At 69.0% G+C, this 19,058-nt stretch carries 14 protein-coding genes and 1 other RNA gene; 9 read left to right on the forward strand and 6 right to left on the reverse strand.

Going from position 1 to position 19,058, the window contains the following annotated elements; translation table 11 throughout:
• Positions 1-261: 261 nt before the first annotated feature.
• The 5 genes from TSB10P1A_RS07740 to TSB10P1A_RS07760 all read right to left on the reverse strand — a co-directional run bounded on the left by TSB10P1A_RS07740 (position 262) and on the right by TSB10P1A_RS07760 (position 8,449).
• On the reverse strand, positions 262-3,864 hold the full coding sequence (locus TSB10P1A_RS07740) for a hydantoinase B/oxoprolinase family protein (RefSeq protein ID WP_186387322.1): 3,603 nt from the start codon (positions 3,862-3,864) through the stop codon (positions 262-264).
• Between the two features lie 173 nt (positions 3,865-4,037).
• On the reverse strand, positions 4,038-5,345 hold the full coding sequence (locus TSB10P1A_RS07745; RefSeq protein WP_186387323.1) for a TRAP transporter large permease: 1,308 nt from the start codon (positions 5,343-5,345) through the stop codon (positions 4,038-4,040).
• A gap of 6 nt (positions 5,346-5,351) precedes the next feature.
• Complete coding sequence (locus TSB10P1A_RS07750; RefSeq protein WP_186387324.1) at positions 5,352-5,885, reverse strand: TRAP transporter small permease; 534 nt, start codon at positions 5,883-5,885, stop codon at positions 5,352-5,354.
• A 215-nt stretch (positions 5,886-6,100) separates the two neighbouring features.
• Positions 6,101-7,090, reverse strand: a complete 990-nt coding sequence (locus TSB10P1A_RS07755; RefSeq protein WP_186387325.1) for a TRAP transporter substrate-binding protein — start codon at positions 7,088-7,090, stop codon at positions 6,101-6,103.
• Between the two features lie 96 nt (positions 7,091-7,186).
• A complete protein-coding gene (locus TSB10P1A_RS07760) occupies positions 7,187-8,449 on the reverse strand; it encodes an FAD-binding oxidoreductase (protein ID WP_186387326.1) in 1,263 nt (420 codons plus the stop codon).
• Positions 8,450-8,657: 208 nt separating this feature from the next.
• On the opposite strand from TSB10P1A_RS07760, the gene TSB10P1A_RS07765 reads away from it, so the two are divergent.
• Both TSB10P1A_RS07765 and TSB10P1A_RS07770 read left to right on the forward strand, forming a co-directional pair.
• On the forward strand, positions 8,658-9,377 hold the full coding sequence (locus tag TSB10P1A_RS07765; RefSeq protein WP_186387327.1) for an aspartate/glutamate racemase family protein: 720 nt from the start codon (positions 8,658-8,660) through the stop codon (positions 9,375-9,377).
• A 65-nt stretch (positions 9,378-9,442) separates the two neighbouring features.
• Positions 9,443-9,985, forward strand: coding sequence for a winged helix DNA-binding protein (locus tag TSB10P1A_RS07770; protein ID WP_186387328.1), 543 nt, complete (start codon positions 9,443-9,445; stop codon positions 9,983-9,985).
• Positions 9,986-10,007: 22 nt separating this feature from the next.
• Here TSB10P1A_RS07770 and TSB10P1A_RS07775 read toward each other — a convergent pair whose 3' ends face one another.
• Positions 10,008-12,296, reverse strand: coding sequence for a bifunctional diguanylate cyclase/phosphodiesterase (locus tag TSB10P1A_RS07775; protein WP_208987041.1), 2,289 nt, complete (start codon positions 12,294-12,296; stop codon positions 10,008-10,010).
• 112 nt (positions 12,297-12,408) lie between these two features.
• Between TSB10P1A_RS07775 and TSB10P1A_RS07780 the strand changes: the two genes are divergently transcribed.
• From TSB10P1A_RS07780 to rnpB, 7 genes are all read left to right on the forward strand, one after another.
• Complete coding sequence (locus tag TSB10P1A_RS07780) at positions 12,409-13,815, forward strand: lyase family protein (RefSeq protein ID WP_186387329.1); 1,407 nt, start codon at positions 12,409-12,411, stop codon at positions 13,813-13,815.
• 148 nt (positions 13,816-13,963) lie between these two features.
• Positions 13,964-14,665 (forward strand): SDR family oxidoreductase, encoded by a 702-nt coding sequence (locus TSB10P1A_RS07785; RefSeq protein WP_186387330.1) that lies wholly within the window; start codon positions 13,964-13,966, stop codon positions 14,663-14,665.
• A 15-nt stretch (positions 14,666-14,680) separates the two neighbouring features.
• Complete coding sequence (locus TSB10P1A_RS07790) at positions 14,681-15,379, forward strand: DnaJ family molecular chaperone (RefSeq protein ID WP_186387331.1); 699 nt, start codon at positions 14,681-14,683, stop codon at positions 15,377-15,379.
• A gap of 37 nt (positions 15,380-15,416) precedes the next feature.
• On the forward strand, positions 15,417-16,172 hold the full coding sequence (locus TSB10P1A_RS07795) for an N-acetylmuramoyl-L-alanine amidase (RefSeq protein ID WP_186387332.1): 756 nt from the start codon (positions 15,417-15,419) through the stop codon (positions 16,170-16,172).
• A gap of 342 nt (positions 16,173-16,514) precedes the next feature.
• Positions 16,515-17,015: a lytic transglycosylase domain-containing protein gene (locus TSB10P1A_RS07800; RefSeq protein WP_244293025.1), complete on the forward strand. Its 501-nt coding sequence runs from the start codon at positions 16,515-16,517 to the stop codon at positions 17,013-17,015.
• Between the two features lie 105 nt (positions 17,016-17,120).
• On the forward strand, positions 17,121-18,590 hold the full coding sequence (locus TSB10P1A_RS07805; RefSeq protein ID WP_186387333.1) for a PLP-dependent aminotransferase family protein: 1,470 nt from the start codon (positions 17,121-17,123) through the stop codon (positions 18,588-18,590).
• Between the two features lie 32 nt (positions 18,591-18,622).
• Positions 18,623-19,019: RNase P RNA component class A (gene rnpB, locus TSB10P1A_RS07810), an RNA gene on the forward strand.
• The last annotated feature ends 39 nt before the right edge of the window (positions 19,020-19,058 follow it).

Consider the following 19,058-nt stretch of genomic DNA (forward strand, 5'->3'; position numbering starts at 1 on the left):
ATCTCCGCTGCGCTTCGTGCGGGATGACGAAAGGAGAGGTTTCGGTGTCCTCGCTGGCGCTCTGGCAGCCAATAGGCCCCGGGTCGCGGCTCCGCCTTGCCCGGGGTGACCTTCCGAGGGTGGGGCGACGGCGATCCCTCCCTCTCGGCCGTCACCCCGGCCGCGCGCAAGCGCAGAGCCGGGGGCTATTCGTTCCCAGAGCGGTGGCGACGGCACGCCGACGCGCCCACCCTCCGCCGCCGGTCCCGGCCGATCCGTCAGTCAGGCCTTGCCCCAGCCGCCGGCGGTCGGGGTGATGACGGTGACCGCCTCGCCCGCCTTCAGCACCGTCTGGTCGCAGCCGGCGAGCTCCTCGATGCTGCCGTCGAGACGGCGCACCAGGGTTCGCCCAAGCTGGCCGTCGCCGCCGCCGTCGCCGCCCTTCGGCGCGATGGTGCGGTGGGACGACAGGATCGCCAGTTCCATCTCCTCCAGGAAGCGGATGGTGCGCTTGGTGCCGTTGCCGGCATGCCACTTGCCGGTGCCGCCCGAACCCTCGCGGATGTGGAAATCCTCCAGCAGCACCGGATAGCGGAATTCCAGCACTTCCGGATCGGTGAGGCGCGAGTTGGTCATGTGCACATGGACGCCGTCGGTGCCGTTGAAGCCGGGACCGGCGGGCGAGCCGGAGCACAGGGTCTCGTAATACTGGTAGGTGGCGTTGCCGAAGGTCAGGTTGTTCATCGACCCCTGGCTGTTGGCCATGGCCCCCAGCGCGCCGAACAGGGCGTTGGTGACGTGCTGGCTGGTCTCCACGTTGCCGGCGACGACGGCGGCCGGGTAGGCCGGCTTCAGCATGCAGCCGTCGGGGATGACGATGTGGATCGGCCTGAGGCAGCCGGCATTCATCGGGATGTGGCCCTCGACCATGACGCGGAAGCAGTAGAGCACGGCGGCGCGGGTGACGGGCTCGGGCGCGTTGAAGTTGTTCGGCTTCACCTCGCTGGTGCCGGTGAAGTCGACGGTCGCCTCGCGCCTCGCCTTGTCGACGGTGATCCTGACGCGGATCACCGAGCCCTGGTCGGTCGGGTACTCGTATTCGCTGTCGGTGAGCGCCTCGATGACCCGGCGCACGCTCTCCTCGGCATTGTCCTGGACGTGGCCCATATAGGCCTGCACTACGTCGAGGCCGAAGTGCGCGACCATCTTGCGCAGCTCCTGCACGCCCTTCTCGTTGGCGGCGATCTGCGCCTTCAGGTCGGCGACGTTCTGCGTGACGTTGCGCACCGGCCAGGGATGGTCGGTGAGGACCTCGACCAGCTCTTCCTCGCGGAAGCGGCCCCGGTCGACGAGCTTGAAGTTGTCGATCAGCACGCCTTCCTCGTCCACCGTGGTGGCGCGCGGGGTCATGGAACCGGGCGCCGAACCGCCGACATCGGCATGGTGGCCGCGGCTCGCCGCCCAGAACAGGATCTCCTTGCCCGCATCGTCGAAGACCGGCGAGACGACGGTGATGTCCGGCAGGTGGGTGCCGCCGTTATAGGGCGCGTTGAGCGCGAAGACATCGCCGGGGCGGATCTCGCCGGCGTTGAGCTTGATCACCGTCTCGACGGAACGGTCCATGGAACCCAGATGCACCGGCATATGCGGGGCATTGGCGACCAGCGCGCCGGAGGCGTCGAAGACCGCGCAGGAGAAGTCGAGGCGCTCCTTGACGTTCACCGAATAGGCGGTGTTCTGCAGCGTCACGCCCATCTGCTCGGCGATGGACATGAAGAGGTTGTTGAAGACCTCGAGCATGACCGGATCGGCTTTGGTGCCGATGGCCTCGGCGCGGGCGAGCTTTTCGACGCGGCGCAGGACGACATGGTCCTTGGCGGTGATCTCCGCCTGCCAGCCCGGCTCGACGACGATGGTCTGGTGCGGCTCGACGATGAGCGCGGGGCCGGACAGCTTGTGGCCCGGCTTGAGGCCGGCGCGGGCGAAGAAGCCGGCCTCGCGCCACGCGCCCTCGGCGAAGATGGTGCCCGTGTCCGCCGGTGTGGGCGAACCGGCGACGAGCGGCAGGTCCGGCTCGTCGATGCCGGAGCCGCCGCCGACGGATTCCACTTCGAGCGCTTCCACGACGATCGGCTTGTTCTCGTAGACGAAGCCGAACTGGGCGCGGTGCGCATCGGCGAAGGCGCCGACCATGGCATCGATGTCGCCCGGCACATAGGCGACCGGGATCGGCGTGTCCGTGCCCTCGTAGCGCAGCAGGGCGCGGGGCAGGTCGCGGATTTCAGCCTCCGCGACGCCCTGGCCGGCGACCTCGGCCCGGGTCTCGGCCGAGAGGCGACCGGCGAGCGCCTGAAGGTCGTCGAGCATCGCCGGCTCGAGCCGGCGCACCACCGCCTGCTGGCGGGTGGCGCGGATGTCGGCAAGGCCCATGCCATAGGCGGAGAGGATGCCCGACAGTGGGTGGACGATCACCGTGGTCATGCCGAGGCTGTCGGCGACCGAGCAGGCGTGCTGGCCGCCGGCGCCGCCAAAGCAGGTCAGCGCATATTCGGTGACGTCGTAGCCGCGCTGGACGGAGATCTTCTTGATGGCGTTGGCCATGTTCTCGACGGCGATCTTCAGGAAGCCGTCGGCGACCTCGGCAGCGGAGCGGCCGTCGCCGATGCGGGCTGCCATCTCCTCGAACTTCGCCACCACCGCGTCGCGGTCGAGCGGCGCGTCGCGCCCCGGTCCGAAGATCTTCGGGAAGAAGTCGGGACGCAGCTTGCCGACCATGACATTGGCGTCGGTGACGGCGAGCGGGCCGCCGCGGCGGTAGCAGGCGGGGCCGGGATTGGCGCCGGCCGAATCCGGGCCGACCTGGAAGCGGCCGTCCTTGTAATGGAGGATCGAGCCGCCGCCGGCCGCGACCGTATGGATCATCATCATCGGCGCGCGCATGCGCACGCCCGCCACCTCGGTCTCGAAGGCGCGCTCATACTCGCCGTTGTAGTGGGAGACGTCGGTGGAGGTGCCGCCCATGTCGAAGCCGATGACCGCATCGAAGCCGGCCATCTTCGAGGTCTCGATGGCGCCGACGACGCCGCCGGCCGGACCCGAGAGGATCGCGTCCTTGCCCTGGAAGAGGTCGGCGGCGGTGAGGCCGCCGGAGGACTGCATGAACATCAGCCGGCAGTCGGTGCCCTCGATCTGCAATTCGCTCGCCACCTGTTCGACATAGCGGCGCAGGATCGGCGAGAGATAGGCATCGACCACGGTGGTGTCGCCGCGCCCGACCAGCTTCATCAGCGGCGAGACCTCGTGGCTGACGGAGACCTGCGGGAAGCCGACCTTGCGGGCGATCGCGGCGACCTTCTTCTCGTGCGCGGGGAAGGCATAGGCGTGCATGAAGACGATTGCGGCGGAGCGGATGCCGCTGTCATAGGCGGCCTTGAGGTCGCGCTCGACCTCGCCCAAGTCCGGCTCGGCCTCGATGGTGCCGTCGGCGCGCACGCGCTCGGCGACCTCGACGACGCGCTCGTAGAGCAGCTCCGGCTTGATGATCTCCTTGGCGAAGATGTCGGGCCGCGCCTGGTAGCCGATCTCCAGCGCATCGCGGAAGCCGCGGGTGGTGACCAGCAGGGTGCGGTCGCCCTTGCGCTCCAGCAGCGCGTTGGTGGCGACGGTGGTGCCCATCTTGACGGCGGCGATGCGCTCGGCCGGGATGCGCTCGCCGATCGCGATGCCCATCAGCTCGCGGATGCCCTGGATGGCGGCGTCGCGATAGGCTTCCGGGTTCTCCGACAGGACCTTGTGGGCGCGGATGCCGCCTTCGGGATCGCGGGCGACGATGTCGGTGAAGGTGCCGCCGCGGTCGATCCAGAAATCCCACTTGCCGCTCGTCATGATGCGTCTCTCCGCTGCCGGCCCTGCCCGCCTGCATGCCTGCCGCGGACGAGCGATTGTTTGATCGTCGTTACGTCAACAATTTATCGACAAAATGTCAATGTTGTTTTTGCCGCTCGCGCCCGTCCCTCGCCCGCAAACGGGGCGGGGGACGGGGGGGCGACGTCGGGACCTTACGGCCGGTTGCGCATGTTGTCCGGCAGCCAGGTGGCGAGCTCCGGGAAGGCGATCAGGATGAACACCATCACCACCATCAGCGCGAACATCGGCAGCGCGGCGCGGGCGATATAGGTCATCTCGTGCCGCGTCATGCCCTGCAGCACGAACAGGTTGAAGCCGATGGGCGGCGTGATCTGCGCCATCTCGACCACCACCACGACGAAGATGCCGAACCAGATCGCGTCGATGCCGGCGGCGCGAATCATCGGCTCGACCACCGCCATGGTCAGCACCACGGAGGAGATGCCGTCGAGGAAGCAGCCGATGATGATGTAGAAGACCAGCAGCGCCATCAGCAGTTGGAAGCGCGACAGCTCCATGTCGGCGATCCAGGCGGCGAGCGCGCGCGGCAGGCCGGTGAAGCCCATCGACAGCGACAGGAAGGCGGCGCCGGCAAGGATCAGCGCCACCATCGCCGAGGTGCGGGTGGCGCCCATCAGGCTCTCGCCGAAGGTCTTCCAGGTGAGCGAGCCCTGGCCGGCGGCAAGCGCCAGCGAGCCGATGACGCCGAGGGCGGCCGCCTCCGTCGCGGTGGCGAGGCCGAGATACATGGAGCCGATCACCACCATGATCAGCACGATCACCGGCAGCAGGAAGCGCGAATTGGCGAGCTTCTCGCGCAGGCTCATCGCCGGCTCGGGCTGCGGGTTGTAGCTCTTGGAGACCTTGGCGTAGATGGCGATGTAGCCCATGAACAGGCTGGCCAGCACCAGGCCCGGCAGGATGCCGGCCATGAACAGCTTGGTGATCGATTCGTTGATGGTGACGCCGTAGACGATCAGCGTCAGCGACGGCGGGATCATCAGGCCGAGGGTGGCGGCGCCGGCCAGCGTGCCGATCACCATCTTTTCCGGATACTGGCGCTTGCGCAGCTCCGGCACCGACATCTTGCCGACGGTCGTCAGGGTGGCGGCGGAGGAGCCGGAGACGGCGGCGAAGACCGTGCAGCCGACGACATTGGTATGCAGCAGGCCGCCGGGCAGGCGCGCCATCCATGGCGCGAGGCCGCGGAACATGTCCTCCGACAGGCGCGTGCGGTAGAGGATCTCGCCCATCCAGATGAACAGCGGCAGGGCGGTCAGCGTCCAGGACGAGGAGGCGGCCCAGATCACCGTGATCATGGCATCGCCGGCCGGGCGCGAGGTGAACAGCTCCATGCCGACGAAGGCGACGCCGAGCAGGGCAAGGCCGACCCACACGCCGGTGCCCAGCAGCAGGAACAGCACGAAGAGGAAGAGAATGATGGGAGCGAAGGTTTCCATGGCGGCTTACTCCCCGTGGCTCTGTTCGACCGTGTCGGAGACGATGCCCGACGAGCCGAGGAAGAGGACGCGGACCAGATGGTCGGTCATGGCGATGGCGAGCAGCACGGCGCCGGCGGCCATCGCCGTCTGCGGGATCCACAGCGGCGTGGCGTCCTGGCCCTGGCTGACGTCGTTGAGTTTCCACGACCAGTAGACCGCCTTGATGGCGTAGCGCGCCAGATACCAGGCGAGCGCGGCGCCGATGGCGAAGCACCAGACCTCGAGCCAGCGGCGATGCCGGCCGAGCGCGTTGAGCAGGATGCTGACGCGGATATGGGCGCCGCGGCCGAGCGCATGGGCGAAGGCGAAGAAGGAGGCCGAGGCCATGGCGTAGCCGGCATAGTTGGCGGCGCCGGGAAAGAGGACGCCGGTCCAGCGGGCGATCATCTGCGCGACGATGATGGCGAGAATGGAGACCAGCGCCAGCGCGGCGATCATGCCGCCGGCGAAATAAAGACCGTCGAGAAGGCGGCGAAGTCCGCGCCCGAGTGCGATCATGGTCGTGTTCCGTGTCTGTTGCGGACCGGCCACGGGCCGCCGTCATGCCGGGCCGCGCAAGACGCGGTCCGGCGACGGACAGGCCGGCAGGGCAGGGACCCGGCTGTCAGGGACGGGTGGCTTGCCGCGATCCTGCGATCGCGGCAAGCCAGGGACGCGCTGCCCCGAGGGAGCGCGCCCGAACCGTCGGTGACGAAGGCGGCGGAACGCGCCGCTTACTGCGCCTTGTAGGCGTCGACGATGGCCTTGCCCTTGTCGCCGGCCGCCGCCAGCCACTCCTCGGTCATGGTCGCGCCGACGGCGGCAAGGTCGGCCTTCAGCTCGTCGCTCGGCTTGAGCACCTGCATGCCGTTGGAGGCAAGGCCTTCCAGCGTCTTGGTGGTGTAGGCCTTGGCCCTCTCCAGGCCCTCGGCCTCGGCCGTGGCGGCGCAGTCGGTGAAGACCTTCTTCATGTCGTCGGACAGGCCGGCCCACTTGTCCTTGTTGACCAGCATGGCGTTGCGCGGCAGCCAGGCGTCGACCTCGTAGAAGTGCGAGACGTTCTCCCACAGCTTGCTGTCGTAGCCGGTGGCGGCGGAGGACACCATGGACTCGGCAACGCCGGTGGCGAAGGCCTGGGACACCTCGGCGGCCTCGATCTGGACCGGGAGCATGCCGGTCAGCTCGGCGAGCTTGGCGGTGGCGGCATTGTAGGCGCGGAACTTGACGCCCTTCATGTCGTTGCCGGAGTTGACCTCCTTGTTGAAGTAGATGCCCTGGGGTGGCCACGGCACGGTGTAGAGCAGCACCAGGTTCTGGCCGTCGAGCGCCTCGGCGATCGCGGCTTCTGCGGCATCCCACAGCTTGCCCGAGGCCTCGAAGGAACTGGCGAGGAAGGGAATGCTGTCGATGCCGAAGAGCGGATCCTCGTTGGCATGGGCGGAGAGCAGGCGCTCGCCGATCAGCGCCTGGCCGGTCTGCACCGCGCGCTTGATGTCGGCGCCGCCGAACAGCGAGCCGCCCGGATGGGTGACGATCTCGATCTCGCCGCCGCTGCCCGAGGTGACGCAGGCGGCGAAGACGGCGGCATTCTCGGAATGGAAGTTGGTCGCCGGATAGGCGAGCGGCATGTCCCACTTCTCGGCGGCGAGCGCCGGGGAGGCGGCGGATGCGGCAAGAAGCGCGGCGGTGACGATGCCGGTGGTGCTCTTCAGCAGGTCAGTCATTCTCGGTCCTCCATCGGCCGGGACCCGATTGTTCCGGATCTCGCGGCGGTCCATCTCTCTGGTCGGTTGCCCGTCTTCCTGTTCGCAAGGCGTACTCTAGACAGCGAAACGCGCGGGCGAATAGGGGGCGGGGTCGAGTTTCGGCTCTCGGCCGGCGATCATGTCGGCGACGAGACGGCCGGTCCTCGGACCGCCGGTCAGGCCGATATGATGGTGGCCGAAAGCCATCAGGATGTCGCCGCATGCCGGCGACGGCCCGATCACGGGGATGGAGTCGGCCGGTGCCGGCCGGTGACCCATCCATTGACGTGCAGAACCCCAGCGCAGCGCGGGCATGGCCCGGCGCACCTGGCGCTCCAGAAGCTCGAACGGCGCCTGTCCGGGCCCGGCGGCAAGGCCGCCGAACTCGACGACGCCGGCAAGGCGGATGCGCCCCTCCAGCGGGGTGGCGACGAATTTCGCCGAGGCGAACATGACGGGCGCGCGCGGCAGGGCGCTCGGCGCCTCCAGCTCCAGATGGTAGCCGCGCTCGCTCTCCAGCGGCACGGAAATGCCGAGCTCGCGGGCGAGCGGCCCGGACCAGACGCCGGTCGCCAGCACGGCACGGTCGCAGGCGAGCGGCCCGCCATCGGTGGCAAGGCCGGTCAACCGGCCGTTCTCGATGAGAAAGCCCTGCAACGCGCCGCGCAGAAGGGTGCCGCCGCGCGCCTGGAACGTCTCGGCAAGGTCCTTCACATAGCGGCCGGGGTCGCGGATGACGCCGTGATCGGCAAGGCGGACGGCAAAACGGTTGGCCTCGCCCAGCAGCGGGTCATAGGCCCCGAGCGCCGCGCCCTCGATCTCGTCCCAGGTGAAGCCGGCCTCGCGCCGCAGCCGCCAGCCGAAGGCGTCGGCCTCGAAGGCGGCGCGGTCGCGATAGACATAGAGATAGTCGGACGGGGCGACCCAGCGTTCGGCCTGCGTGCCGCCGGCAAGGTCGCGGTGCTCGGCAAGGCTGTCGCCGACGATGGGCAGCAGCGCGCGGGCGATGCGCTCGGTCTCGCCGGCGGTGCAATGGGAGAGATATTTCGCGAGCCAGGGCAGCAGGCGCGGCAGGTAGGACCAGCGCAGGAACAGCGGACTGTCCGGGTCCATCAGCATGCGCGGCGCCTTGGCCGGCAGGCCGGGCACGGTGACCGGCACGACGGCGCAGGAGGCGAGCACGCCGCCATTGCCATGCGAGGTCGCCTCGCCGGGGCCGGCGCGGTCGATCAGGGTGACGTCGTGACCGTCGGCGACAAGGCGAAGCGCGGCGCTGACGCCGACGATCCCCGCGCCGATTACCGCGACCCGCAAACGCCCACTGTCGTGCTGCTGCACCCTGCCTCTCCCCGGCCAATTGCGGCGAGTGTCGTGGGGGCAGGTTTCGTTGTCAACAATTTATCGACAAAATGTTTCTAATAGTGCGCGCAAAGGCCTTGTATTGCGCAAGCGCTGGTGCGCAGATCCTCGACGAGGCGCGTTGTTGCCGGATCTGACCCAGGGTTCGCGACGGGCGGAGCGGCAACGTCTTCGCGGGAGGAACGAGATGACGGTGCGCGGCGGCAAGGCGCTTTACGGCGCGGCGGTGGGGATCCTGATGCTGGAGGCGCGGTTTCCGCGCATCCCCGGCGACATGGGCAATGCGCTGACCTGGCCGTTCCCGGTGCATTACCGCATCGTGCGCGAGGCGACGCCCGACCGGGCGGTGCGGCAGGGGGCGAGCGGCCTGCTCGATGCCTTCATCGCCGCGGGGCGCGAACTCGTCGCCGACGGGGTCGACGGCATCACCACCAATTGCGGCTTCCTGTCCCTGTTCCAGCGCGACCTGCAGGCCGCGCTCCAGGTTCCGGTCGCCGCATCCTCCCTGATGCAGGTGCCGCTGGTCGACCGGCTGCTGCCGCCGGGCAAGCGCGCCGGCATCCTGACGATCTCCGCCGGCTCGTTGACGCAGGCGCATCTTGCCGCCGCCGGCTGCCCCGCCGATACGCCGGTGATGGGCACGGAAGGCGGGCGCGAGTTCACCCGCGCGATCCTCGACAACGAGGAGGCGCTCGATGTGACGGCGGCGCGGGCCGACAATGTCGAGGCGGCGCAGGCGCTGCTGGCGCGAAACCCGGAGGTCGGGGCGATCGTGCTGGAATGCACCAACATGGTGCCCTATGCCGCCGATATTCGCGCCGCGACCGGCGTGCCGGTCTATTCGATCGAGAGTTTCGTGACCTGGTTCCACTCCGGCCTGGTGCCGCGACGCCATCCGTCCCCCTGAAGGACGGTTGCCCTGTCGCCGCTCCCTGCCGTAGCCTTGGCCAGAACAGTTCAGGCAGGAATTTCATGACAGACAGTACTGGGTCCGAGGACATTGCGCGCGGCGGCATCGGGCCGGTGGTCTCGGCCGCTCATCTCGCCTCCGGTGCCATGCCGGCGCTTTCGGAAGTCGAGTTCGCGGTGACGATGATGGTCAACGCCTATCACCGCTGGATGGTGCGCTGCATGGCGGCGGCCGGGGCGCCGGGGATGAGCCCGCTCGACACCTTGGTGCTGCACTCGGTCAATCATCGCGGCCGGCCGAAGTCGCTTTCCGACATCTGCCTGGTGCTGAATATCGAGGACACCCATACCGTCACCTATGCGCTGAAGAAGCTCGCCGCCGCCGGACTGGTGGAGACGGGCAAGCGCGGCAAGGAGAAGACGGTGGCGATCACCCGCGCCGGCGAGGCGATCTGCATGGAGTACCGGCGGCTGCGCGAGGCGCTGCTGGTCGGCCCGGTCAAGGGGCTGGGCATGGACGAGGTAGAACTGTCGCGGCTGGCGGCGACGCTGCGCTCGGTCTCCGGCCATTACGACCAGGCCGCCCGCGCCGCAGCCGCCATGTAGGCGCGGCGGCGCCGGCACCGTGTCACACCGCGCCGGCGGCGCGCCTCTGCCTGTCGTCCCGGCCGACGCCCGCGCGCGCCCCGTCGTCCGCCTGGGCAAGCGGCGCGGCACCGTCCGCTGCCGCGCCGTCGCAGGCGGCCGGCCCGGACTGGGGCAGGAAGGGCAGTTGCGGCAGGGTCCCGAGGCTGGTGGTGAGCGCCAGTTGGTCGCGGCGCGCCTTCTGGGACAGAGCGACGGCGTCGGTGGCGGCGAGGTTCGACAGATCCATCGGCCGGCCGAACAGGAAGCCCTGAACCTTGTCGCAGCCGGCGGCGCGCAGCAGGGCGACCTGCATCTCGTCCTCGACGCCCTCGGCGGTGATCGTCACCTCCAGCGAGCGCCCCAGGCCGACGATCGAGGCGATGATCGCGTCGGTGGTCGGGTTCTTGCCGACGGAGGCGACGAAGGAGCGGTCGATCTTGATCGTGTCGAAGGGGAAGCGCGACAGGTAGCTGAGGCTCGAATAGCCGGTGCCGAAATCGTCCATCGCGATGGAGACGCCCATGTGGCGGATCTGCGTCAGCGTCTTCACCACCGCATCGGTGTCCGCGATCAGCAGGCTCTCGGTGATCTCCACCTCCAGCCGGTCGGGCGACAGGCCGCTGGCCTTCAGCGCGTTTGCGACGCGCTCCTCGGTGCGGCCGGGGCGGAACTGGGCGGGCGAGAGGTTGACGGCGACGGTGAGCGAGGCATCGCGCCAGCGCGACGCCTCCAGGCAGGCATGCTCCAGCACCCAGGCGCCGATCTCCTCGATCAGCCCGGCTTCCTCGGCGATGGGAATGAACACCGTCGGCGAGATGGTGCCGTGTTCGGGATGCTCCCAGCGCAGCAGGGCCTCGTAGCCGGTGAGCTCGAGGTCGCGCAGCGAGAATTGCGGCTGATAGAGCAGGCGCAGTTCGTCCTGGGCCAGGGCCTTGCGCAGGTCGCCTTCCAGCAGCTTGCGCTTCTGGGCCTCCGCGTCCATGTCCGGCGTGTACCAGACATAGGTGGACCGGCCCGAATGCTTGGCCCGGTAGAGGGCAAGGTCGGCGCAATGCAGCAGGCGCGAGGCGCGCCAGGCGGCCTCGGATGCCTGGGCAACGCCGATCGACAGCGAGATCGGAATGTCCTTGCCGTCGATGTTGGTCGGCGTGCGCGTCGCCGCGATCATCGCCGAGGCAAGCTGCGTCACCGCCCGCCGGTCGATGTCGCGGGCGATCAAGACGGCGAACTCGTCGCCGGACAGGCGGGCGACCAGATGTCCGTTGTAGACGTTGCTCAAGCGGTCGGCGATCACCTGCAGGAACAGATCGCCCACGGCATGGCCGTAGGTGTCGTTGATGTCCTTGAACTTGTCGACGTCGATCAGCATCACCGCGATGTTGGAGGCCCGGGCGCTGGCCAGCCGCAGCGCCTCGTTCAGCTTGGTGCTGAACACCGTGCGGTTGGGCAGGCCGGTCAGCGCGTCGTGATGGGCGAGGAACTGGATCGTCTTGCTCGCCTTCAGCCGGTCGCGGAAGCGCATCCACACGAACAGGGCGGCAAGGGCGACGGCGGCGAAGATCATCGCCATCAGGATGCCGACGCCGATCTGCACCACCTCGCTGAGGAACAGGCCGGTGGTTTCCTGGTCGTAGGACAGGATCAGCACCCCGGCAACGGTACCGCCCGCCAGGATCGGCACGGCCAGCAAGGTGGTGTCCGACATGCGGCCGAACAACGTGGTGGGAACGTCGACGGCGCGCGGTTGTCCGGCCGCAAGGGTGCGCAGCAAGGCGTCGATGCGCGGCGCCAGGCGGTCGATCTTCTCGCGCGGGACGCGCGGCACCACATCGGCCGAGGACAGCGGCGCGGCGTGTGCGCCGGACCAGACCACGGCGACCGTGCCGACCAGCTCGTTGCGGTCGAGATTGGCCATGAAGGCGGCGACGGCATTCTCGCGGGTGACGGTTGCCGGCTCCGGCGCAATGGGCGGGGCGGCGGCGGACGGTCGGCGTGCGTCGTCGCCGGCGCCGTCGATCGACAGCCGCAGATCCCCGCCCGAGAAGGAGACGAGGGGAGCCTCGCCGCGCGGGCCGTGGGTATCCAGATGCTGTTGCAGGTCGCGGCCGATGCGGCGTGCCGTTTCCTCGGCGTCGCGGGTGTAAATCGCCTGGGAAAAGAATACATTTGCCGCATGAATCGCGCCGGCGAAGCCGACGACGATCATGATGCCGAGAAAGATGCCCAGCAACGTCTTGAGGTTGCGCAACCTGACCCGTCCCTCGCGGCGCGAAGCCGCCGTGCCCTGCATGTTGAAACTGCCTAGGGAGGGATCATGACATCGCAAGGTTTCCAGACATTGAATCATGCGTCCGCCTCCTGCCTGCCGGCGAGACGTGACGCAGGGTAAGACGGAGCAGACCATGACCGCAGACAACAGGCGTACCGAAACCGACTCCATGGGCGCGGTGGAGGTGCCCGCCGAGCGCTACTGGGGCGCCCAGACGGAGCGCGCCCGCCACCACTTCGCCATCGGCCGCGAGCCGTTCCCGCTGGAGATCATCCACGCGCTGGCCGAGATCAAGCGCGCGGCGGCGCTGGCCAATGCGCAGATCGGCGTGCTCGACCAGACGCGCGCCGACCTGATCGTGCAGGCGGCCGAGGAAGTGGCCGGCGGCCGGCACGACGGCGAGTTCCCCTTGCATGTGTGGATGACCGGCTCGGGCACCCAGGCCAACATGAACGTCAACGAGGTGATCGCCAACCGGGCCATCGAGCTTGCCGGCGGGCGGATCGGCTCCAAGGACCCGGTGCATCCCAACGACCACGTCAACCGCTCGCAGTCGTCCAACGACGTGGTGCCGACCGCGCTCAACGTGGCGGCGGCGCTGATGATCGCCAACCGGGTGCGGCCGGCGCTGAAGGTGCTGCGCGACGCGCTGGCCGAGAAGGCCCATGCCTGGCAGGGGCTGGTGAAGATCGGCCGCACCCACATGCAGGACGCGGTGCCGATGACGCTCGGCCAGGAATTCGCCGGTTATGTCGGCATGCTCGACGACAATGACGAGCGGCTGGCCTTCGCGCTGAAGGGGCTGATGACGCTGGCGATCGGCGGCACCGCCGTCGGCACCGGGCTGAACGCGCCGGAGGGCTTCGACCGCAAGGTGGCGGGGGAACTGGCGGCGCGCTGCGGGCTGCCCTTCGCGGCGGCGGCGAACAAGTTCACCGTGATGGGCGCCCATGACGCGATGGTGGCGGCCTCCGCCATGCTGAAGGTGCTGGCGGTCTCGCTGCACAAGATCGCCAACGACATCCGCCTGCTCGCCTGCGGCCCGCGCGCGGGATTCGCCGAATTGCGGCTGCCGGAGAACGAGCCGGGCTCCTCGATCATGCCGGGCAAGGTCAACCCGACCCAGTGCGAGGCGCTCGCCATGCTGAGCGTGCAGGTGATCGGCCTCGACGTCGCAAGCAGCTTCGCCGGAGCGGGCGGGCTGCTGGAGATGAATGTCTACAAGCCGATGCTGGGCGCCAATGTGGTGGAAAGCTGCCGGATGCTGGCCGACGGCATGGAGCATTTCGCCCGCTTCGCCGTGGCCGGCATGGAGGCGGACGAGGCGCGGCTCGCCGAGACGGTGAACCGCTCGCTGATGCTGGTCACCGCCCTGACGCCGGAGATCGGCTATGACAAGGCGGCGGCGATCGCCCATCACGCCCATCACGAGGGGACGACCCTGCGCGAGGCGGCGCTGGCGCTGGGCCATATCGACGCGGCAACCTTCGACCGGATCGTCGATGCCGCGTCGATGACCGGCCCGATGCCGGAGATCTGAGGTCGTTTTCCGCTCCGGCACCCGTCCGGCGCGCCGGGGCGGGTCTCGTGACGGCCTGCGACAGCCCCGTGTGGCGAGACCGGTCGTCTGTGCTAGAACGCTGGGCTAGAACGCGGGAAAGAGTCGGGCCAAACAGTTCGGGGAGAGCATGAAGGATCGGGTCGTACTTCTGACCGCCGCAGGCAGCGGCATGGGCGCGGCGATCGCCCGCAAGCTGGCGGGCGAGGGTGCGCGCGTCGCCATCCTGTCGTCCAGCGGCAAGGGCGCGGCCCTGGCGGAGGAGCTGGGCGGGCTCGGCCATACCGGCTCGAACCTCGCGCCGAAGGACCTTGCCGCCTTCGTCGAGGCGGCGATGGCGCAGTTCGGGCGGATCGACGCGGTGGTCAACAGCGCCGGCCACGGGCCGAAGGGCGAGGTGCTGGCGATCAGCGACGAGGATTGGCACCTGGGCATGGACTATTACCTGCTCAACGTGGTGCGGATGTGCCGGCTGGTGACGCCGCAGTTCCAGGCGCAGGGCAGCGGGGCCATCGTCAACATCTCCACCTATGCCGCCTTCGAGCCGGAGGCGGCGTTTCCGACCTCGGGCGTGTTCCGCGCCGGGCTGGCCGCCTTCACCAAGCTCTATTGCGACCGCTATGCGGGCGAGGGCATCCGCATGAACAATGTGCTGCCGGGCTTCATCGACAGCCTGCCGGAGAAGGAGGATCGCCGCGCGCGCATCCCGATGGGTCGCTACGGCACGGTGGAGGAGGTGGCGGCGACCGTCGCCTTCCTGCTGTCGGACGGGGCCGGCTACATCACGGGGCAGAACCTGCGCGTCGATGGCGGCATCACCCGGTCGGTCTGAGGCGGCGCGCGCGACATGTCCATCTGGTCCGCGATCAATGCGGTGGCGGCGGCGATCGGCGCGGGCGGCGCGCAGATCGTCGACCGCATCGTCCAGTTCATCGTCTCGGTCGGCGAGGGGCGCGGCGACCGGGCCGTCGCCTTCACCGTCGCCATGATCGCCCTGTCGGCCAAGATGGCCAAGGCGGACGGGGTGGTGACCGGCGACGAGGAGATCGCCTTTCTCGAGGTCTTCGACATTCCGGCGGGCGAGGAGCGCAACGTCGCCCGGCTGTTCAACCTCGCCAAGCAGGACGTCGCCGGCTTCGAGACCTATGCGGAGCGGCTGGCGGCGCTGTTTCCGGACGATCCCGAAATCCGCATCGACATTCTCGACGCGCTGTTCCACATCGCCAAGGCGGACGGCGTGGTGCACGAGTACGAAGTCGCCTACCTGGAGCGCATTGCCGAGATCTTCGGCCTCGACGAGCGCGCCTTCAACCAGATCCTCGCCCGCCATGTGCGCGGCGGCGACGATCCCTACAAGGTGCTGGGCATCGACGGGGCGGCGACGGACGAGGAACTCAAGCGACACTATCGCCGGCTGGTCGCGGAAACCCATCCGGACCGGCTGATCGCGCGCGGCGTGCCGGAGGAATTCGTGCGCATCGCCAGCGACCGGCTGGCGGCGCTGAACGTCGCCTATGGCAAGATCGCGGCGGAGCGGGGACTGTGACCGGCACGCGCCCGGCAAGAAGGAATGGAAGGCCCCGATGGGCGTGAAGACGGATACCGGACTGCCGGCGCGGCTGCGGCCGTCGCCGAACCACAACGAGCGCGAGGGGTCGGTCTGCCTGCTGCTGCTGCACTATACCGGCATGACCAGCGGCGAGGAGGCCGTGCAGCGGCTGTGCGATCCGCGCGCCGAGGTGTCCGCCCATTACGTGGTCGACGAGGATGGGACGATCCTGCAACTGGTGCCGGAGAGCCGGCGCGCCTGGCATGCGGGCCGCTCCTACTGGAAGGGCGAGCGGGACATCAACTCGCGCTCGATCGGCATCGAGATCGTCAATCCGGGCCATGAGAACGGCTACCGGCCGTTCCCCGAGGCGCAGGTGCAGTCCGTGATCGACCTCGCCCGCGACATCTGCGCCCGCCACGCCATCGCGCCGCAGGACGTGCTGGCGCATTCGGACGTGGCGCCGGACCGCAAGGAGGACCCCGGCGAGCTGTTCCCCTGGGACAGGCTGGCGCTGGCAGGGGTCGGGTTGTCGGTCGACCCGGAGCCGGTGGCGGGCGGGCGCTTCTTCCAGCAGGGCGATAGCGGACAGCCGGTCGAGGCGCTGCAATCGATGCTGGCGCTCTACGGCTTCGAGATGCCGATCACCGGGGTCTATGACGCGCGCACGCGGGCGGCGGTCGCCGCCTTCCAGCGCCACCACCGGCGCGAACGGGTCGACGGCATCGCCGACATGTCGACCATCACCACGCTGCACCGGCTGCTGCAAAAGGTTCCACATCTCGGCTGATACCAAGGCTTTCGATGCTGACGCATCACGCCTTGAAATTGCTCATGCGCCGCACGGGCTTGACCAACTCTGAATGAGCCAAGCTCATTCAGAGTTGGCCTGACGCTGCGTCTCTCGCCGATTGCTGCATCGCAACATCCGCAAATCACCGCCATCTCCCGGCCACAGTTGCCGGGATGATGGCCTTGCTTTCGTCAATGACGAGATTTTCTGCACGTTTTAGCCGCATTTTATCGGCGTTTTTGTAACATTTCGTGATTGAAGGCGCCGGATTTCCGTCCCACCGCGCCGCCATACAGCCCGCCTCTCAACAACGACGAACAGTTCGAAGGTCGGGCACATATGATCAACTTCACGGCGCCGCGTCTCATGGGCGCGCTTCTTCTGGCGCTTTCCGCAGGAGCCTGCCAGACGGCGGCTGTCTCCACCACGACGGTCGATCCGAAGATCCTGGAACCGGGTGGGCGCACCGCGACCTATCAGGCAATGATCGCCGCGGAGGCGCGCAAGCACGGCGTGCCTGTCGACCTTGCCCATGCGGTGGTGCGGGTCGAAAGCAACTACAACCCGAGCGCTCGCGGGCGGGCCGGCGAGATCGGCCTGATGCAGATCAAGCCGCAAACGGCGCGCGGCGTCGGCTTTCGCGGCAGCGCCAAGGCGCTCTACGATCCCAAGACCAACATCACCTACGGCATGAAGTATCTGGCGGGCGCCCATCAGCTCGCCGGTGGCGACGTCTGCGGCACGATCCTGCGCTACAATGCCGGCCACTTCGCCAAGCGCATGAACCCGGTGAGCCGCCGCTATTGCAGCAAGGTCAAGCAGCTCCTCGCGCGGGGCTGAGGCTTTCGCGGCCGAGCCCGTCGTGGCGCTTTGCTTTGCTGCGGGGAATGTGGCATCAACTGGTTCTTCCGAATATCGGGTTTCCGAATTTCCGAGGATCCAGTCATGCTTGCCGGCCTCATCTCCATCGACCGCTCCTCCGCCGTGCCCTTGCCCGAGCAGGTCTATCGCGCCCTGCGCGAGGCCATCGGTGCCGGGCGTCTGGCGGCGGGGGCGCGGCTGCCGTCCAGCCGGGCGCTGGCGGCAGCGCTCGGCATCTCGCGCAATTCGGTCAATGCGGCCTATGAACTGCTGGTGGCCGAAGGCATCGTCACGGTGCGCGGCGGTTCGGTGCCGAAGGTTTCCGCCGCCGCCGGCACGCTGAGCGAGGGCGAGGCGCCGGCGATCGCCGCGCGGGCAGTCGCCCTGTCGGCGCGCGGACGGGCGATGAGCAGCGATCCCTGGTCGCGAACCGAGCGGCGGCGCGGCGGCAAGCTGGAACCGGGCACGCCGAGCCTCGACCGCTTTCCGGCCGACGACTGGGCGCGGACACTGCGCCGCGTCACCCGGCGCCTGCGCGGCGACGTGCTGAGCTATGGCGAGACGCGGGGCCTGCCCGAACTGCGGCGCGAGCTTGCCGCCTATCTGACGGCCGAGCGCGGCGTCCGGGCGACGCCCGAGCGCATCCTCGTCACCCCGTCGACCCAGGCGAGCCTCACCCTGCTGGCGAACAGCCTTGCCGATCCCGGCGAGGCGGCCTGGCTGGAGGACCCCGGCTATCTCGGCGCGCGCGCGGCCTTCACCGCCGCCGGGCTCGACATCGTGCCGATGCCGGTCGATGCGGAGGGCGCCGATCCGCGCCGGGTCGCCGACCGGCGGCCGCCGCGGCTGATCTACGTCACCCCCTCGCATCAGTATCCCTTCGGCACCCGCATGTCGCTGGCGCGCCGCGCGATGGTGCTGGAGGCGGCCCGGGCCTGCGGCGGGGTGGTGCTGGAGGACGACTACGACAGCGAGTTCCTGTTCTCCGGCCGGCCGCTCGCGGCGATGCAGGGGCTCGGGGCGGAAGGAGAGGTGATCTATCTCGGCACCTTCTCCAAGAGCATGCTGCCGGGCCTCAGGGTCGCCTATATGGTGGTGCCGGAGCATCTCGCCGCCCCGCTGGCGGTGGCGCAGCGGGTGTCGGGAATGCTCGCCAATGTGACGACGCAGGCAGCGCTCGCCGAGTTCATCGCTTCGGGCCGCTACCGGGCGCATCTGCGGCGGGTGCAGCAGACCTGCGAGGCGCGGGGGCGGGATCTTGCGTCCGCCCTGCGGCAGCGGCTCGGAGATGCGGCGGACGTGCCGGACCCGGTCGGCGGGGTGCAACTGGCGCTGAGGTTTACCGCTGCGGTCGACGATCTTGCGGTGGCGGCACAGGTCAACGCGGCCGGCTTCAGCGTCGCGGCGCTGTCGCCCTATGGCATCGATTGCCGCCCCTGCGGCCTCGTCATCGGCTTTGCCGGGGCGCAGGAGGGCGAGGCGCAGGCCTGCGCCGAAGCGGTGGCGGGAGCAGTGGCGGGCGCGATCGCCGGCCCCGTGAAGCGTCACGCTTGACCGCGGCGCCCGCGACGCCTACCAGTCGCGCGTCAGCCGGCTGGACGGCCGCTCCCGCAAGCGCGGAAACGCCGCGGGGGAGGAAAGTCCGGGCTCCACGGAAAAACGGTGCCGGGTAACGCCCGGCGGGGGCGACCCCAGGGAAAGTGCCACAGAAAGCAAACCGCCGCGGCTGCGGCCGCGGTAAGGGTGAAAGGGTGGGGTAAGAGCCCACCGCGCGACCGGCAACGGAAGCGGCACGGTAAACCCCACCGGGAGCAAAACCGAATAGGGGCGGCGCGGACCTCGCAAGGGGTCCGGCCCTTTCCAGGCCAGCCGCCCGGGTTGGTTGCGCGAGGCGCCCGGCAACGGGCGTCCCAGATGAATGGCCGTCACGTGCGGCAGCAATGCCGCGCCATACAGAACCCGGCTTACAGGCCGGCTGACACTTTTCCTTTCTGACGATGAATACGGCGATGCCGGCGGGTG

The organism is Stappia sp. TSB10P1A, from assembly GCF_900185725.1.
GTDB lineage: Bacteria > Pseudomonadota > Alphaproteobacteria > Rhizobiales > Stappiaceae > Stappia.